This window comes from Bradyrhizobium sp. sBnM-33 (assembly GCF_032917945.1).
Taxonomy (GTDB): domain Bacteria; phylum Pseudomonadota; class Alphaproteobacteria; order Rhizobiales; family Xanthobacteraceae; genus Bradyrhizobium.
The window spans coordinates 5,430,548-5,445,135 of the sequence record NZ_CP136624.1; the positions used below are offsets into that span (position 1 = coordinate 5,430,548).

Genomic DNA, 14,588 nt, shown 5'->3' on the forward strand with positions numbered 1-14,588 from the left:
GAATGGCGATGTTCAGGAATATTCTGGTTCATATTTCCTCCGAGCGTCCGGTGAGGCCGGTGATTGACGTCGCTGTTGCTCTGGCCAGTGCGCGGCGGTCGCATCTCGATGCCGTAGCCATCGGCTATGAATCGATGAGCGCCGCCGGGATGATTGCGGAAGGCGGCGGCGCCGCCGTTGCCGCCGTGATGGGGGCAGAACAGGAGCGTGCCCAGGAGCGAGCGAATGCCGCAATCGGCGTGTTCGAGATCGAGGCGAAGCTCGCCAACATCGCCTACGGCATCAGGACCTTTACGGCGATTCCCGCCGAAGCCGGCCAGACCATCGGGGCGCTTGCCCGCCTTTACGACATGACGATCGTGCTGCAGCCGGATCCAGCGAAGGCCAGCTACGACAACGAGATTCCGCAGCAGATCCTGTTCAATTCCGGCGGACCGATGCTAATGGTTCCCTATATCCACAAGGGGCCGCTCGATGCCCACCATGTCGGGATCGCTTGGGACGGCAGCCGTCCTGCAGCCCGCGCATGGCGCGATTCTATGCCATTTCTGATGGGCGCGAAGGCCGTGACCGTGATTGCGGTCAATGAGGAGGCGGGTGAAGCCTCCTCGAGCCAGCTCGTCGCGCATCTGGAGCGGCGCGGCATTGCGGCCCGGGTGCAGCGGTTGATCACGGACCGCAGCGATGTTCAGGGCGCCATTCTGTCGGTCGCGGCTGAAAGCAACATTGGCCTCCTGGTGATGGGCGGCTACGGCCATTCGCGGCTGCAGGAGCGAATTCTGGGCGGTGTTACGCGCAGCATGTTCAAGTGCATGACGGTGCCGGTGCTGATGTCGCACTGATTTCAGGCGGGCAGGGGGATGTGACCTTTGGTCTCCGTGAGTTCCTTGTCTCATCTCCTTGCGGCGGTGCTGCGGTCGCAATAACACCGATTTGATGCACGTCAATGTTCGATCCGAAGCCGGTCAGTGTCGTTTTCGGCGGAAATTCGAAAATCGGAGATTGTCATGTCAGAGCTGTCTGAGCGGGCTGCTTCCCGTTCCTTTCCAGCAGCCGCAAATACAGAAGCGGAGGCCACCAAGCTAAACCGGGGCGCGCTGGAATTTATGCTCGGCGCCCAGAGGATAATGTTCGAGGAATTAGTGTTCCTCGGCGACGAGATGTTGGAGCGAACGCAGACCGAGATGCACTTGTACACTGAGTTCGTCGCGAAGATGGCGAGCGCGCATTCGGTGCGGGACATCAGGACGATGTGCGAGGAATGCGGCCAGCATCAGCTCGACTTCTTCCGCCGCGACTCCGAACGGCTGTTCAGGCACGCCGAGCGGATGATCGCGGCCACGTCGAACTTAATCAGTGGCCGCTCCTTGAACTGATGGGCCAGTAGCATGCAGTGCGAATCGCCCCTGCCGACGGCGATAAGTTACGGTCTTGCCGCTTCGCATTAGACCGCGACCTGCCGATACTGAAGAACGATGTCCACCTATCGTCTGAACAATCTGCTCTCGCCGCATTCCGTCGCGCTGGTAGGGGCGAGCCCACGTCACGGCTCGGTAGGCCGTGCCATTCTCAACAACATCCGCAAGGCCCACTTCAAAGGCGAATTCGGCCTCGTCAATCCGCACTATCATGAGATCGACGGTGTCGCGGCCGCTGACAGCATCGCAAAGCTGTCTTTTGCGCCGGAACTCGTTATCCTCACCGCGCCGGCCCGCACCATCGCCGGCCTGATAGACGAGGCGGGCCGTCGCGACGCGGCCGGCGCCGTCATTGTCAGCGCCGGGCTCGGGTATGGTCCGGGTTCGCTAGCGGAAGCGGCGGAGCGCGCCGCGCAAAAATACGGCATGCGGCTGATCGGCCCGAATTGCCTGGGCATCATGATGCCGGGCGTCAGTCTCAATGCCAGCTTTTCCGCGCATATGCCGGCCGCGGGCCATTTAGCGCTAATCTCGCAGTCCGGCGCCATTGCCGCCGGCATGGTGGATTGGGCGGCACAGCGGGCTGTCGGTTTTTCCGGCATCGTTTCGATTGGCGACCAGCTCGATATCGATATCGCCGATCTGCTCGATTACTTCGCGCTGGATGAAAAGACCCACGCCATCCTGCTTTACATCGAGGCGATCAAGGATGCCCGTAAGTTCATGTCGGCGGCGCGGGCCGCCGCCAGAATCAAGCCGGTCGTAGTCGTCAAGTCGGGCCGCATGGCTCAAGGAGCGCGGGCGGCGGCAACCCATACCGGCGGGTTGGCCGGGGCGGATGCCGTCTACGATGCAGCGTTTCAGCGCGCCGGCATCCTGCGCGTATCGGATCTTCGCGAATTGTTCGACTGCGCCGAGACGCTCGGGCGGGTCAAATCGCCGTCGGGAAAAAGGCTTGCGATCCTGACCAACGGCGGCGGCATCGGCGTGCTGGCAGTCGACCGGCTGGTCGAACTCGGCGGTATTCCAGCGGGTCTCTCGTCGGCGACCCGCGAGAAGCTGGACGCTGTTTTGCCGTCGACATGGTCGAAATCGAACCCGGTCGATATCGTCGGCGATGCCGATCCGGCGCGCTATGCCGCAGCGCTCGAAGCGTTGCTGGCCGATTCCGAAAACGATGCCGTGCTTGTCATGAACGTGCAGACGGCAATCGCGCGCGCCGACGAAATCGCCGTGGCCATGACCGGAGTGGTGCAGAAATATCGCGCCGGACAGCGCATGTCGCCGAAGCCCGTTCTCGCGGTGTGGGTCGGCGCGGAACCGTCGATCGGCGATCTCTTTAGCGGGGCCGGCATTCCGAATTATCCGACCGAGGACGATGCCGTGCGCGGCTTCATGCATCTGGTCCGCCATCGCGAGGTGGTGGAGGCACTGGCGCAGGTTCCGCCCGCCATGCCGAGCGAATTCGCTCCCGATGTCGATGCAGCGCGGCAGATCGTTGCCGCGGCGCTGGCCGACGGCCGTTCATGGCTCGATCCGATCGAGGTCAAGCGGCTCCTTGACGCCTACGATATCGCAGCCGTGCCGACCTTTGCCGCCGCCGATGCCGAAGAGGCGGTTGCGCATGCGAATGCGATCTTTGCGCAGGGGGCGACCGTCGTGCTCAAAATCATGTCGCGCGATATCGTCCACAAATCCGACGTCGGCGGCGTGGTGCTTAATCTCACCAGCGCCGATGCGGTGCGCAAGGCGACGGCCGACATTCTCGCGCGGGCAAGATCACTGCGGCCGGAGGCGCGAATATCGGGCGTGATGGTGCAGGCAATGGTGGTGCGGGCGAAGGCACGCGAGCTCATTCTCGGCTTCGCCGACGATCCGACCTTCGGCACGGTTGTCGTGTTCGGCCGTGGCGGAACGGCAGTCGAGATCATCAACGACAAAGCTTTGGCGCTGCCGCCGCTCGACCTGCAACTGGCGCGTAGCCTGATCGAACGCACCCGCGTCTCGCGGCTGTTGCGCGCCTATCGTGACGTGCCAGCGGTGAAGCAGGACGCCGTCGCGATGGTTCTGGTCAAGCTGGCGCAGATGGCCGCCGACATTCCCGATATCCGTGGGCTCGACATCAATCCGCTGCTGGCGGATGGGGCGGGCGTGCTCGCGGTCGACGCGCGGGTGGTGATCGGGCGCGCGGAGCGGAAGTTTCGGGGCTCGGGCCCTGCGAATTTTGCCGTGCGGCCTTATCCCTCGCAATGGCAGCGTCACATCGAGGCCAAGGACGGTTGGCGCGTATTTGTTCGTCCGATCCGGCCTGAGGACGAGCCGCTGATCCACGAGATGCTGAAACACGTCACGATGCACGACCTGCGGCTGCGTTTTTTCGCTCCGATGAAGGAATTCTCCCATGAATTCATCGCCCGCCTGACCCAGCTCGACTACGCTCGCGCGATGGCCTTTGTCGCGTTCGACGAGGCGACCAACGAGTTGGTCGGTGTTGTCAGAATCCATTCGGACTCGATCTATGAGAGCGGCGAATACGCAATTCTGTTGCGATCGGACCTCAAGGGCAGGGGGCTCGGCTGGGCCTTGATGCAGATGATCATCGAATATGCGAAGTCGGAAGGCCTGAAAGCGATCTCCGGCGACGTCCTGACCGAGAACACGGTAATGCTGGCGATGTGCCGCAGCCTCGGCTTCGAGGTGAAGTCGGACCCGCAGGAGCACGACATCTGCAACGTCAGGCTGGCGCTTTAGCTATCCTCAAGCGCGCGTCGCGACCGCCGGATGATCACGCCGCGCGCGTTCGTCGGCGGCCGCAGTCAGTGCGAAAACAGGATCGGGAGCGGCGGCTTTCGCAAGCAGACCCTTGGTGGCGTCGCGGAGGATGAATTCGCGCCATCGCGAATGCCCATAGGCGCCCATCACGAGAACGTCGACGATTGCAGGCCCACATGCGCCCGCCACGCCGGTCCTTTCTCGTTCACGGGCGAATCGGCCACTGGTCACATTTTAACGGGGCGTTGCTGTTACGGGGCTGTCCGGCTTTGTCGGCAAGGTTGAAGCATAATTGGAGCAGGACGCTAGAGAAATTGGATTCCTGACCGTCTGAGGCCCGCGGTTCACGCTGGCGGGCTCATTGCGGCCAGCGACCCCGGCGCGAATACGCAACGCTGCGCCAGGGCCGCTAACCCAATGGCTTTGGGCACCCTCGCGGAGCTGGCAGCAAAGGCTACCCGGCAAGCCATCGCTGTCATATTAGCTTCACGCCTGCCAGTTTTTCCCGGGCACAGTGTCGCATCATTGTTCCAGTGTCAGCTTCCTAACAGACGTGCCTCATTCTTGATGCTTCAATGTCCCGGTTTCAGCACGTGCAGTTACTTTCCGAGTGAGCCCGGCCACTGGCCGGGCTTTTTGTAGGCTACAGCGACTCCGGCGTCTGCCGATCGATAGCCAGCACCAAGATCACCAACATGGCGTAAGCGGTCCTGCGGCCAATGCCGTTCATTCCAGAACCTCATACTCAAACGCCACGCCTTGCGGGACCGGCTCAAGAAGGAGGAGGGCGGTCCAACGAAGGGACGCGTCTTGGGGGCCGGAGTCGGTGATGCGCGATCAACTGAAATGGTACGACGACAAGGCCGACAATCGGCGTGCTCGACGCGCTTGCTGAGTTGCGTCAGCGCGGTGCGCGAGGGGTACTGCTACCAGCACGTCTAGGCGATCACCGTTGCGATCGACCAGTACGCAGAGCAACCGCGATTACTTCTCAAGAAGCCCTAGGACGTCGGGTTAGCTTAATAAATCGTTAATCTCGGATTGCTACGAATTGCCCAATCGCGGGAAAGTCCCCCGAGCCCCCCGCGAGAGTACGGAAACCCGCCGATACTCAACCCCGGCGGGTTTCTGCATGACGCGCAATTCTGCCAAGAATCACACACCCAAGCCTGAATAGACCATTCCGGTGGGGGTGACCGGGGTGGTAAGGCGAAATCGTCGTGCGTCGGGCCCTCTACTAGGAACGATGTTGGCTTCCGAGAGTCGATTCAGTTGCTTCCGGTTTGTGTCGCCAAACAGGCTCCCGCCGGAAGTGGACGGCTCTGGCGCATCTCGCTAGGGCCGTCTTGTTCATCTTGGCGGGCATTTCCTGCACCGCGACATGCCAGTCACAAAGGAGAGGGCGCTCTCGCCCTTGTTTATCAAGACCGCACCCGTCGGCTTTCATTGCGACGGCGGCGGCCTTTACTTGAGTGTGCGGCCTTTGAAGGCCGGCGACGGCGTCGCGCGCTCCTGGATCTTTCGCTATCGGCGCCACGGACGCCTGCGCGATCTGGGGCTCGGGCCTCTGTCGACGGTCACGCTGGCAGCGGCGCGTGAGCGCGCTCGCCAAGCTCGCCAGAAGCTGCTTGACGGCGTCGACCCGATCGAGGAGCTGATAGCTGCAAGAACCGCCGCCGCTGTCAGCGCCGCCCGCAAGATGACCTTCGAGCAATGCGCCGAGAGCTATATCGAAGCAAACCGCTCCGGGTGGAAGAGTGTCAAGCACGCTGACCAGTGGAAGTCGACGCTTCTGACCTATGCGTACCGGGTTATTGGATCTCTGCCGGTTGACGTCATCGAGACCGTGCACGTCATGAAGATCATCGAACCGATCTGGAAAACGAAAACAGAGACGGCCAATCGGGTGCGGGGCAGAATCGAGAAGGTGCTGGATTGTGCCAAGGCGCTCAAGCTGCGCAGCGGCGAGAACCCCGCCCGATGGACCGGTCACTTAGACCAACTCCTTCCAAGGAGGTCGCAGGTTGCGCCCGTCGAGCACCACGAGGCGTTGCGATACGCTGAGCTTGCGCAGTTCATGGTCGAATTGCGCCAGCTCGACAGCATCAGCGCAAGGGCGCTCGAGTTCACGATCTTGACGGCCGCGCGCACCAGCGACACCATCGGCGCTCCACCTTCTGAAATCGACCTCGATCAACGACTGTGGACAGTTCCGGCAGGTCGTCTGAAGGGCAAGAAGGGCGCGCGAAAACGCGACCACGTCGTACCGCTCTGCGATCGAGCACTGGAGATTATCGGCAACCTGTCAATCGAGGGGCGCCGCTACGTGTTCGCGAGTGATGAGGGCGCGCCGCTAAGTGACATGGCGATGCTGGAATGCCTTCGTGGACTCCGTCCTGGCCTCACGGTCCACGGTTTCCGATCTACCTTCAAGGACTGAGCGAGCGAGTGCACGGCGTACCCGAACGAGATGTCGGAGATGACTCTTGCACACACGGTCTCCGACAAGGTCGAGGCCGCCTATCGTCGTGGCGACATGCGCGAGAGGCGCCGTCGCATGATGCAGGATTGGTCGACATTCGCGAATCAGCCCTCGTCGTCCACCTCAAAAATCGTGCCGATCAGAGGCGAAAAACACGATTACCTGACGACGATCATATAACGACCGTTGAACACAACTTCGTGAATCCCGTCGGGGACGGGATGAAATTGCAAATCCTCCCGTCCCCGACGGGTCGATTGAAACGGCGGCATTGATCGTATTGAATTTTTCCAAAGCAGCAGCGAGCGTTCACGATTTACGTTTCGGTACCGCGCGGAATCAATCGCTTGTGATCGCTGAGGCGCGCTCAGTAATTCTTGTGCAGTAGTGTTGCACAAGATCGAAGGCGATCACGATGACGATGGAAATTGACTTCGAGGTCGAGGCGGTTCGACTCGGCCTCCCACTCTACATGAAGTCCAAGGCCGCCGCCCGCATGATGTGTTGCGGCGGAACGAAGCTGCGAGAGCTTGTCCATACTGGAGAGATCGAAGGCCGCAAGCGCGGCAAGGATCTTCTAATCAAGACGTCTAGTATTCTGCGCTACAACGCCAGTCTGCCCCGGGCGCAATTCATGCTGCCGAAAATCGAAAGCCGTAGCGTAACACACGCCGACAAGACTACCCCCACATCAAAAATCCCAACCTTGTGCCGCGGCAGCATTCGACGGGGGGCAAGGAGCGGCTCGGCGGCATCTCCAAGCAAGGAGATCGCTATCTCCGACGGTTGCTCGTCATCGGTGCAACAGCCGTTGTTCGACACGCCCGGCAGCAGCCGCAAAAGCATCCTTGAGTCATGAGGCTGCTGGCCAAGAAGCCGGCCAAGCTCGTCGCCGTATTGCGAGGGTGATGATGGCGTGATGCGAAACGGTCGAGCCGTCGATTGGGACAATCCGCTTCTGGGTCATGGGCGTCAAAGTCCGTGCAAATGATTGGGACCCGATCCGCGGACACATCAGGGCCGCAAGCCGAACGTCAGATTCTTCTTGCAACGCGGGCGTCGTCCACACATGACCCTAAGCCGCCATTCTCTGACCGCTGGGTTCTCAGAACGGCAAACCCCTTGGAATAGATTAAAATTACTTGCGTTTTTCCGCCGATAGATTCTCTGCACGGGCATTACTCATGGCCGATCATGCAGATCGTATGAAGGACGTGAAATCCAAGATGCACTCACTTCGGCTCATCCTGCTCACGACAGTAATCGTCATCTCCCACACGTCAGCAATGGCAACGCAGCAGGCGACCATCGCCATTGCGCAAGCTTGAGCGCACGCCAGAACTCGATTGTGCGACCAAGCTCAAGGGGCTCATCATTGATCTCGACGAAGTGCTGGCGAGAAACCCACGCAACCTAATGACGTGTACGCGGGTGTTGCATCGCCATTTCCCAATCAACCGCTGCAGCGCGGATGACGTTTCTCCCCATTGTGAAGACATCCCGGTATTTTCGGAGCATATCGATGAATGGACCGAAGATGCATGTGTACTCGCTTAACAGCGAGACCGCGTCCTCGCGCGGGGTTTGGGTGTCTTTCGGTCTCACCGATGCCGGAGAGTTGGTTTTTCCGTTCACAATATGGTCGCCGCGTATTTATAGGTAGTCCGCTTGTGGCCCTGACCGACCAACCTGAACTCTTCTTTCCACGTCGGCTGTCAGGGGGTAGACGGGAAATGGCTGACGTATGGCCGAAACGACGCGTCCTGCGAGCAGGCTTGGGAAACTGTGCCCCGGCAAGCCGTCGTCAGCATATATTTGGGCACAAGGAGGTGCGATATGGCGACAACAGCTACTCAAGTCGTTCTTGATACGCCGGCGGCGGAGTTCCGGCTTCCGGCCACCGACGGCAAGACTTACGCACTGGACGACGTTGCGGGCGAAAAAGGCACGGTCCTCGTCTTCATCTGCAACCATTGTCCCTATGTTAAAGCGGTGATCGACCGTATGGTTTCGGACGCCCGCGTGCTGATGTCGGAGAGCGTAGGCTTTGCGGCGATTTGCTCGAACGATGCGGCGAGCTATCCCGAAGACTCATTTGAGAATATGAAGCGTTTCGCGAAGGCTCATGATTTCCCGTTTCCATATCTCCACGACGAGACCCAGACAGTCGCTCGGGCGTATGGAGCGGTCTGTACGCCGGACTTCTTCGGTTACAATGCCGACCGCAAGCTCAAGTATCGCGGCCGGCTCGACGAAGGCCGCACAACTCCGCCTCGCGCGGGGGCGCCCCGAGAGCTTGTCGAGGCCATGCGTGCGATTGCGACCACCGGTGTGGGGCCGGCTGACCAAAAGGCGTCTATTGGCTGCTCGATCAAATGGAAGGACGAATAAAGCCGGTCGCGGGTTCCACCGGGCCTCGAGGCAAACCGAAATTATTCAGTCGCGCATTTCCATCTCGCCGCGGCGCTTGCGCACCAGGCACGGGCGGTGGTGCAGATGGGATCCAAGCTTCACTGTCCGCCGCTTGCGTACGACCATTACATGGAGCGAGAATCCGGCGTTCCTTGCCGGGCGCGAACGCGTCATTGAGGGCATGCGGATAGGAGGGGTGCCTGGGGGATGACGTTCAAGGATACCCGTTCTGCTTATTGCAGCGCATGAGTCTGAAAATGGCCGATTCCGTTGAAGAAGTCGGCCCGCGAGCGAGGCGAGCCGCAAATGCGGCACAGCCGACCGCTTCTCAGGCCGGATTTGGCTGCGGCATTGGGACCAGCTTGGCTAGTTTCCGGAGGTTCTGGGCGGTTGCTGCAAGGAGGAACTCGTCGCGAGCCCCGTTTGGTCCACGTAATCGCAGTCGGTCGAGCTTGAGAATGCGCTTGAGGTGAGCGAACAACATTTCGACCTTCTTACGTAGCCGTCGCGATGCTCGACCTTCCCAGGATTTAGCAATCGCCCGCGCCATGTCGCGGGCTCTCTCATGGATCGAGCGAGGCACCTTTCGAGCAGGCGTGTTCGGGCAGCAGTGTGGCCTCAAGGCGCAGGCGTCACAGTCAGCCTTGCTCGCTCGATAAAGCAACGTCTCGCCATCATTCACACGCGTCCCTGTTGTGGTCAGCGTCTTGCCGCCAGGACAGATATAGACGTCGCTGACTGGATCGTAGTTGAAGTCCTCCCGTGTGAAGGTCCCATCCTTGCGCGCTGATTTGTCGAATACGGTCACATGCGGCTCGATGCCGTGCTCATCGACCAGCCAGCCCAGCATGTCGGCTGAACCATAGGCGCTGTCACCGAGAAGCCTGGACGGGTGAAGACCGAAGTTCTTTGCGGTCCGCTCGATCATGCGCTTGGCAGCGAAAACTTCTGCCTGCCGGATCGCTGTGGTCGGCTCAACGTCGACAATGATCGCATTTTCCACATCGATCAGATAGTTCGTGGAGTAGGCAAAGAAAGCCTGTCCGCCATGGGCACCGGTCCAGCGCGCGGCAGGATCAGCCGGTGAGATGAACTTGGGGACGATCTCGGTCGCGGCCCCAAACGCCGCATCGTCCAGGACAGCTAGATACTCGTCGACGGCACGGCTTGCGGCTTTGGCGGCAACCCCTTTTCGCCCTCGACGCCGTTCTGCCGGTTAGCATCGGCCTTGATCAGGCTAGCATCGACCGCAAAGCCTTCTCCGCCAACCAGACCCTCGTCGATGCAGCGGCGCAAGACGTCTTCGAACAGCCGTCGCAGCAGATCACTATCGCGGAAGCGGCCATGTCGGTTCTTTGAGAAGGTCGAATGATCGGGCACGTCACCATCGAGCCCAAGGCGGCAGAACCAGCGGTATGCCAGGTTGAGGTGAACCTCTTCGCACAGGCGCCGCTCCGAGCGGATGCCGAAGCAGTAACCGACCAACAGCATCCGGATCATCAGCTCGGGCGCGATCGAGGGCCGCCCGATCGTGCTGTAGAAGGGGGATAGCTCTCGCCTTAACCCATCGAGGTCCACGAACCTGTCGATCGATCGCAACAAATGATCGGCCGGAACGTGCCGCTCGAGCGAAAACTCATAGAACAACGCGACCTGCTCAACTCGCTGATGTCCCATCATGATTCAGTCCTCTCGCAACGACTGAATCAGCGAACATCAACCAGCGCAACCGAAGACTTTTTCAACACAATCGGCCCGAAGCAGACGTCAAACGCGGGCGGCCTCATGCCACGACTGACAACCGGCGAAATCCCGTGCAGGCGACGTGCCCTAAAGACCTGCCATGCTCGTATCCGCATTCACTACTGGTGTTTGGGATCCATCTTCGGCTCGGAGCTGGCAGTGGTCTCTCGAAGTATTGCTCTGGCAGTTTGTAGATCCGGTGACCCAAAGCCCTCAGTGAACTGGCTATGGAGCGAGGCGAGCAGATCGTGAGCCTCGCCGCGCCGACCCTGTTCTCTCCAAAGTTTTGCAAGGCGTGTCGCTGCGCGCAACTCCCACAGCTTGGCGCCTTGCTGGCACGCCGTTGCAGCCGCATGCTCGAACCGGGCTTCCGCGGCAATCGGGTCGGGCCTCGGCAGCCGCAGCATCAGCTCGCCCATCATCCGATGGAGCTCGGCCTCGAACCACCGCTCGCCGGTTTCTTCCACGCGGTCGAGCGCCTTTGCGATCAAATCCAAGCCTTCCTCCACTGCGCCGGAACGGCCGAGCGCCTCGGCCTGGAGGCCGAGGAAATGCGGCTCATAGACACTTGCCCCGGTGGCACGCCAAGCCGGCAGACCCTGCCGAAGCTGAGCGAGCCCTGTCTCTAACTCACCTGACTCGGTCAGAGCCCATCCCCGGATCACCGTGGCCGCCGCGAGGAAATGTGGAAAGTCCTGCTCGGTCGAGAGCTTAACCAGTGCCTCCGCTCGATCCCGGGCCTCGCGCCCCGCCCGGCGGTACTGCTCGAAGAGACACGCGAACAAGAGAGCGTACGCCAGCGTGTTGAGGTGAGTGAGATCGTTGGCGGCCTCGAGCGCCTCTCGGCTCCGCGCCAAGGCCTGCTCCGGATAGCCCAGCGCCAACAACGTCCAAGATAGCGAGGACAGCGCCGCCACCCGCGGATCCTGTACGTAGAGAAAGGCGAGCGAGCGATGCCGCTCAGGGTCATAGAGCGCGAGCGTCCGCTCCAGATGGGGGCGGGCAGCGGCGACCTCGCCGCGCCAAAGGGCACCGGTCCCGCTGACGCGGTGAGCCACCAGGGTTGCGGAAGTTTCCTGATGGTCCTGCGCCCGGCGCAGAAACTCGTCTGCCACGTCTCGCGCGGCGTTGTGCTCGGCGCGTACGCCGTGGAACACCCATTGACCGTAAAGCACGGGCCAGAGTTGGGAGGTGGCCCCGATCTGCTCGCAGAGCTCGCGGGCACGTGCGTTGGCCCGCCCAGCTTCCGGCGCTGCCCAGCCTTGCGTAGCCATCAGCGCCACGCCCAACGCCACCTGGAGGTCAAGTTCTCGCCACCTCCGATCGGCCTCCGGCAGGCCCGCAAGCAGGTTCAACCCGTTCCGCAACTGCGCAAGCGCTTCAGCCATAGACGATCGGGCGATGGCTCGCTGTCCTGCCTTCAACCAATAGTCGGTCGCCGGTTCGGCCAGTCCTGCCTCCATAAAATGGTGGGCCAGTAGTTCAGGCTGCGCCTGCACGGTCTCCGGAAAATGCTGCTCGAGCGCGGCGGCGATCCGGGCGTGCAAGCGCTGCCGCTTCGCACGCACCAGGGTCGCATAGGCGGTGTCCTGCACGAGTGCATGCTTGAAGCTGTAGGTCGCCTGAGGCGGCGTCCCGCGCCGGAACACCAGGCCCGAGCCGACGAGGTCGTCCAACGCCGCCTGCAGATCGCTCTCCGGCAGCGCCGCCGTTATCGCGAGCAGTTCGTGCGAGAATTCCCGGCCAATAGCGGCCGCGACCTGGGCGACCTCACGGGCCGGGGCCAGCCGGTCGAGCCGGGCCAGCAGCGACTCCTGGAGCGTGGTTGGGATAGCCATGGGCGGCAGGGGCCCCGCGAGTGCGTAGTGGTCGCCCTCATCCCGGAGCAGATTGGTCTCCAGCACGGTCCGCGTCAGCTCCTCGACGAACAGGGGCACGCCGTCCGTCTTGGCGACGATCTGGTCGAGCACCGCAGGAGGCAGCGCCTTGCCGCCGCTCAGCCGCGCGACCATGGCCGCGCCCTGGCGGCGGCTTAACCGGCTGAGGGTCAGCGCGGTGACGTGGGCATGGCGCGTCCAGGGCGGCGCGAACTCGGGCCGGAAGGTGATGAGGACGAGCACGGGGGCGCCTTGCACCCGGTCGACCATGAGATCGAGCAGCTCGAGCGAGGTGGGATCTGCCCAGTGCACGTCCTCGTACAGGACGAGGACGGGCCGGCAACTCGCGAGCCCTAGGACCTGATCGACCAGCTCCTCGAGCGTCCGTTCCTTCTGCCGATGCGGGCTCATGTCGAGCGGTGGATAGCGCGCGGCCGTCTCGAGCGACAGCAATGCCGCGAGCAGCGGGGCCACCGCGGCGACGCGATCAGTCGAGAGTGCAAGCAGCGCCTCGAGCTTCTCGAGCCTCGTTGCGGCAGGATCATCTGCGGTGAAGCCCGCTGCCCGCTCCAGCAGGCCGATCACCGGATAAAGCGGGCTGGTCTGATGGTGCGGTGAGCAGTAGTGGCTCAGGGCCGTATGCGGCTCATTTTCAAGGCGCCCGCGCAGCGCCCGCACGAGGCGCGACTTGCCGATGCCGGGCTCGCCCCCGAGCAGCACCACCTGGCCCTCACCCTCCTTGGCTCGCTCCCAGTGCTCGAGCAGCAGGCCCACCTCATTCTCGCGACCGACCAGCGGCGTCAGGCCGGCCCCGTGCAACGCCTCGAACCGGCTCTCGACCGCGCCTTCCCCGACCACGCGCCACGCCCGCACCGGAACGGGAAATCCCTTCAAGATCTGCATGCCGAGCTCGGCGAGCTCGAACAGCCCGCCAATGAGCTCCCGGGTGCGGGCGGAGATCACCAGCGTGCCCGGCTCGGCCAGGGTTTGCAGCCGCGCCGCGAGGTTCGGCGTGTCGCCGACCACCGTCTCCTCGCGCGCCGCGCCTTCGCCGATCAACTCGCCGACAACCACCGGGCCGGTCGCAATGCCGACACGGGCCGCCAGCGTCTCGCCATGCGCCGATCCCAGGCTGTGCACTGCCGCGACCGCGGCGAGACCGGCCCGCACCGCGCGTTCGGCCGCATTCTCGTGGGCGCGCGGATAGCCGAAATAGGCCAGCACACCATCTCCCATGTATTTCGCCACGTGCCCTTCGAACCGCGAGATCGCGCCCGCCACTGCGCTCTGGTAGGTCCGAAGGACTTCGGCCATTTCCTCCGGATCGAGCCGCGCCGCGAGCGCGGTCGAGTTGACCAGGTCGATAAACATCACGGTGAGCTGGCGGCGCTCGGCCTCGGGTGCAAGCGACACCTTGCTGGACACAGCGGCGGGTGCGGCCTTAACAGAGGTGGTCGCCGAAAATGAGCTGGCGCGCAGGGCGGCAATGGCGGCGAGCAGTTTGCGGCGATGGCCGATCGAGCCGATGCCGAGCCCGATCAGGTCCTCGGCCGTAAGGTCCATGAGGACCTCGGCGTCGATGTCGTTCTCCCGGAACGCCTGTTCGTACTGTCCCAGCCCCAGACCACACAGCCAGGCCGCGACGTCCATGGGCGCCTCCGGCTCCCGTCTTCAGAGCACCAGGTGCTTAAGCCTACTGCAAAATGGCCGGCAAGGCACGGGGAAACACCACGAGCTGATTGCAAGTGAAGGCAGCTTCTGGCCCAAGCCAACATTGCTGGCCTGTCGGTGGATGTCAGCTCTTGCGGGGATAGCGGACGAGGGCAGGGCTCTCCTCAGCTTCCGTAGATGACCCTTTTCTGAAGTGCTGCGAGGGCGCGACGA

The 14,588-nt window shown here is 62.3% G+C and carries 9 protein-coding genes and 3 pseudogenes; 9 read left to right on the forward strand and 3 right to left on the reverse strand.

The genetic code is table 11. From position 1 onward, the window contains the following. The first annotated feature begins 8 nt into the window (after window positions 1–8). From RX328_RS25370 to RX328_RS25380, 3 genes are all read left to right on the forward strand, one after another. Window positions 9–842, forward strand: a complete 834-nt coding sequence (locus RX328_RS25370) for a universal stress protein (RefSeq protein WP_213253759.1) — start codon at window positions 9–11, stop codon at window positions 840–842. A gap of 126 nt (window positions 843–968) precedes the next feature. After that, window positions 969–1,376, forward strand: a complete 408-nt coding sequence (locus RX328_RS25375) for a hypothetical protein (RefSeq protein ID WP_213253758.1) — start codon at window positions 969–971, stop codon at window positions 1,374–1,376. A 99-nt stretch (window positions 1,377–1,475) separates the two neighbouring features. Continuing rightward, on the forward strand, window positions 1,476–4,169 hold the full coding sequence (locus tag RX328_RS25380; RefSeq protein ID WP_213253757.1) for a bifunctional acetate--CoA ligase family protein/GNAT family N-acetyltransferase: 2,694 nt from the start codon (window positions 1,476–1,478) through the stop codon (window positions 4,167–4,169). A 65-nt stretch (window positions 4,170–4,234) separates the two neighbouring features. Here RX328_RS25380 and RX328_RS25385 read toward each other — a convergent pair. Next, a pseudogene (locus tag RX328_RS25385) lies at window positions 4,235–4,349 on the reverse strand (universal stress protein); the annotation flags it as partial. A gap of 1,222 nt (window positions 4,350–5,571) precedes the next feature. Between RX328_RS25385 and RX328_RS25390 the strand changes: the two are divergent. The 6 genes and pseudogenes from RX328_RS25390 (at window position 5,572) to RX328_RS25415 (ending at window position 9,063) form a co-directional block, all read left to right on the forward strand. Further along, window positions 5,572–6,630 carry a tyrosine-type recombinase/integrase gene (locus tag RX328_RS25390; RefSeq protein WP_249726861.1) on the forward strand — a complete coding sequence of 353 codons (1,059 nt, stop codon included), beginning with the start codon at window positions 5,572–5,574 and terminating at the stop codon, window positions 6,628–6,630. A 39-nt stretch (window positions 6,631–6,669) separates the two neighbouring features. After that, entirely contained in the window at window positions 6,670–6,852 is a 183-nt protein-coding gene (locus RX328_RS25395; RefSeq protein ID WP_249726860.1) for a hypothetical protein, read from the forward strand. A gap of 525 nt (window positions 6,853–7,377) precedes the next feature. Next, window positions 7,378–7,500, forward strand: a pseudogene (locus RX328_RS25400) (transposase); the annotation flags it as partial. Window positions 7,501–7,856: 356 nt separating this feature from the next. Beyond that, window positions 7,857–8,000 (forward strand): hypothetical protein, encoded by a 144-nt coding sequence (locus RX328_RS25405; protein ID WP_213253756.1) that lies wholly within the window; start codon window positions 7,857–7,859, stop codon window positions 7,998–8,000. Continuing rightward, complete coding sequence (locus tag RX328_RS25410) at window positions 7,987–8,229, forward strand: hypothetical protein (protein ID WP_213253755.1); 243 nt, start codon at window positions 7,987–7,989, stop codon at window positions 8,227–8,229. Before RX328_RS25405 ends, RX328_RS25410 begins: the two co-directional genes overlap by 14 nt. Before the next feature lie 279 nt (window positions 8,230–8,508). Beyond that, a complete protein-coding gene (locus tag RX328_RS25415; RefSeq protein WP_213253754.1) occupies window positions 8,509–9,063 on the forward strand; it encodes a thioredoxin family protein in 555 nt (184 codons plus the stop codon). 349 nt (window positions 9,064–9,412) lie between these two features. Here the strand turns inward: RX328_RS25415 and RX328_RS25420 are convergent. Then, window positions 9,413–10,764 (reverse strand): annotated as a pseudogene (locus tag RX328_RS25420) (transposase). Between the two features lie 182 nt (window positions 10,765–10,946). Continuing rightward, a complete protein-coding gene (locus RX328_RS25425; protein WP_213257330.1) occupies window positions 10,947–14,354 on the reverse strand; it encodes an adenylate/guanylate cyclase domain-containing protein in 3,408 nt (1,135 codons plus the stop codon). Window positions 14,355–14,588: the final 234 nt, after the last annotated feature.

Excerpts from the sequence above, each read along its gene's own strand:
- RX328_RS25370 (WP_213253759.1), top strand. The coding sequence starts at position 9 with ATGTTCAGGAATATTCTGGTTCATATTTCCTCCGAGCGTCCGGTGAGG.
- RX328_RS25380 (WP_213253757.1), top strand. The coding sequence starts at position 1,476 with ATGTCCACCTATCGTCTGAACAATCTGCTCTCGCCGCATTCCGTCGCG.
- RX328_RS25390 (WP_249726861.1), top strand. The coding sequence starts at position 5,572 with ATGCCAGTCACAAAGGAGAGGGCGCTCTCGCCCTTGTTTATCAAGACC.
- RX328_RS25395 (WP_249726860.1), top strand. The coding sequence starts at position 6,670 with ATGACTCTTGCACACACGGTCTCCGACAAGGTCGAGGCCGCCTATCGT.
- RX328_RS25405 (WP_213253756.1), top strand. The coding sequence starts at position 7,857 with ATGGCCGATCATGCAGATCGTATGAAGGACGTGAAATCCAAGATGCAC.
- RX328_RS25415 (WP_213253754.1), top strand. The coding sequence starts at position 8,509 with ATGGCGACAACAGCTACTCAAGTCGTTCTTGATACGCCGGCGGCGGAG.
- RX328_RS25425 (WP_213257330.1), bottom strand. The coding sequence starts at position 14,354 with ATGGACGTCGCGGCCTGGCTGTGTGGTCTGGGGCTGGGACAGTACGAA.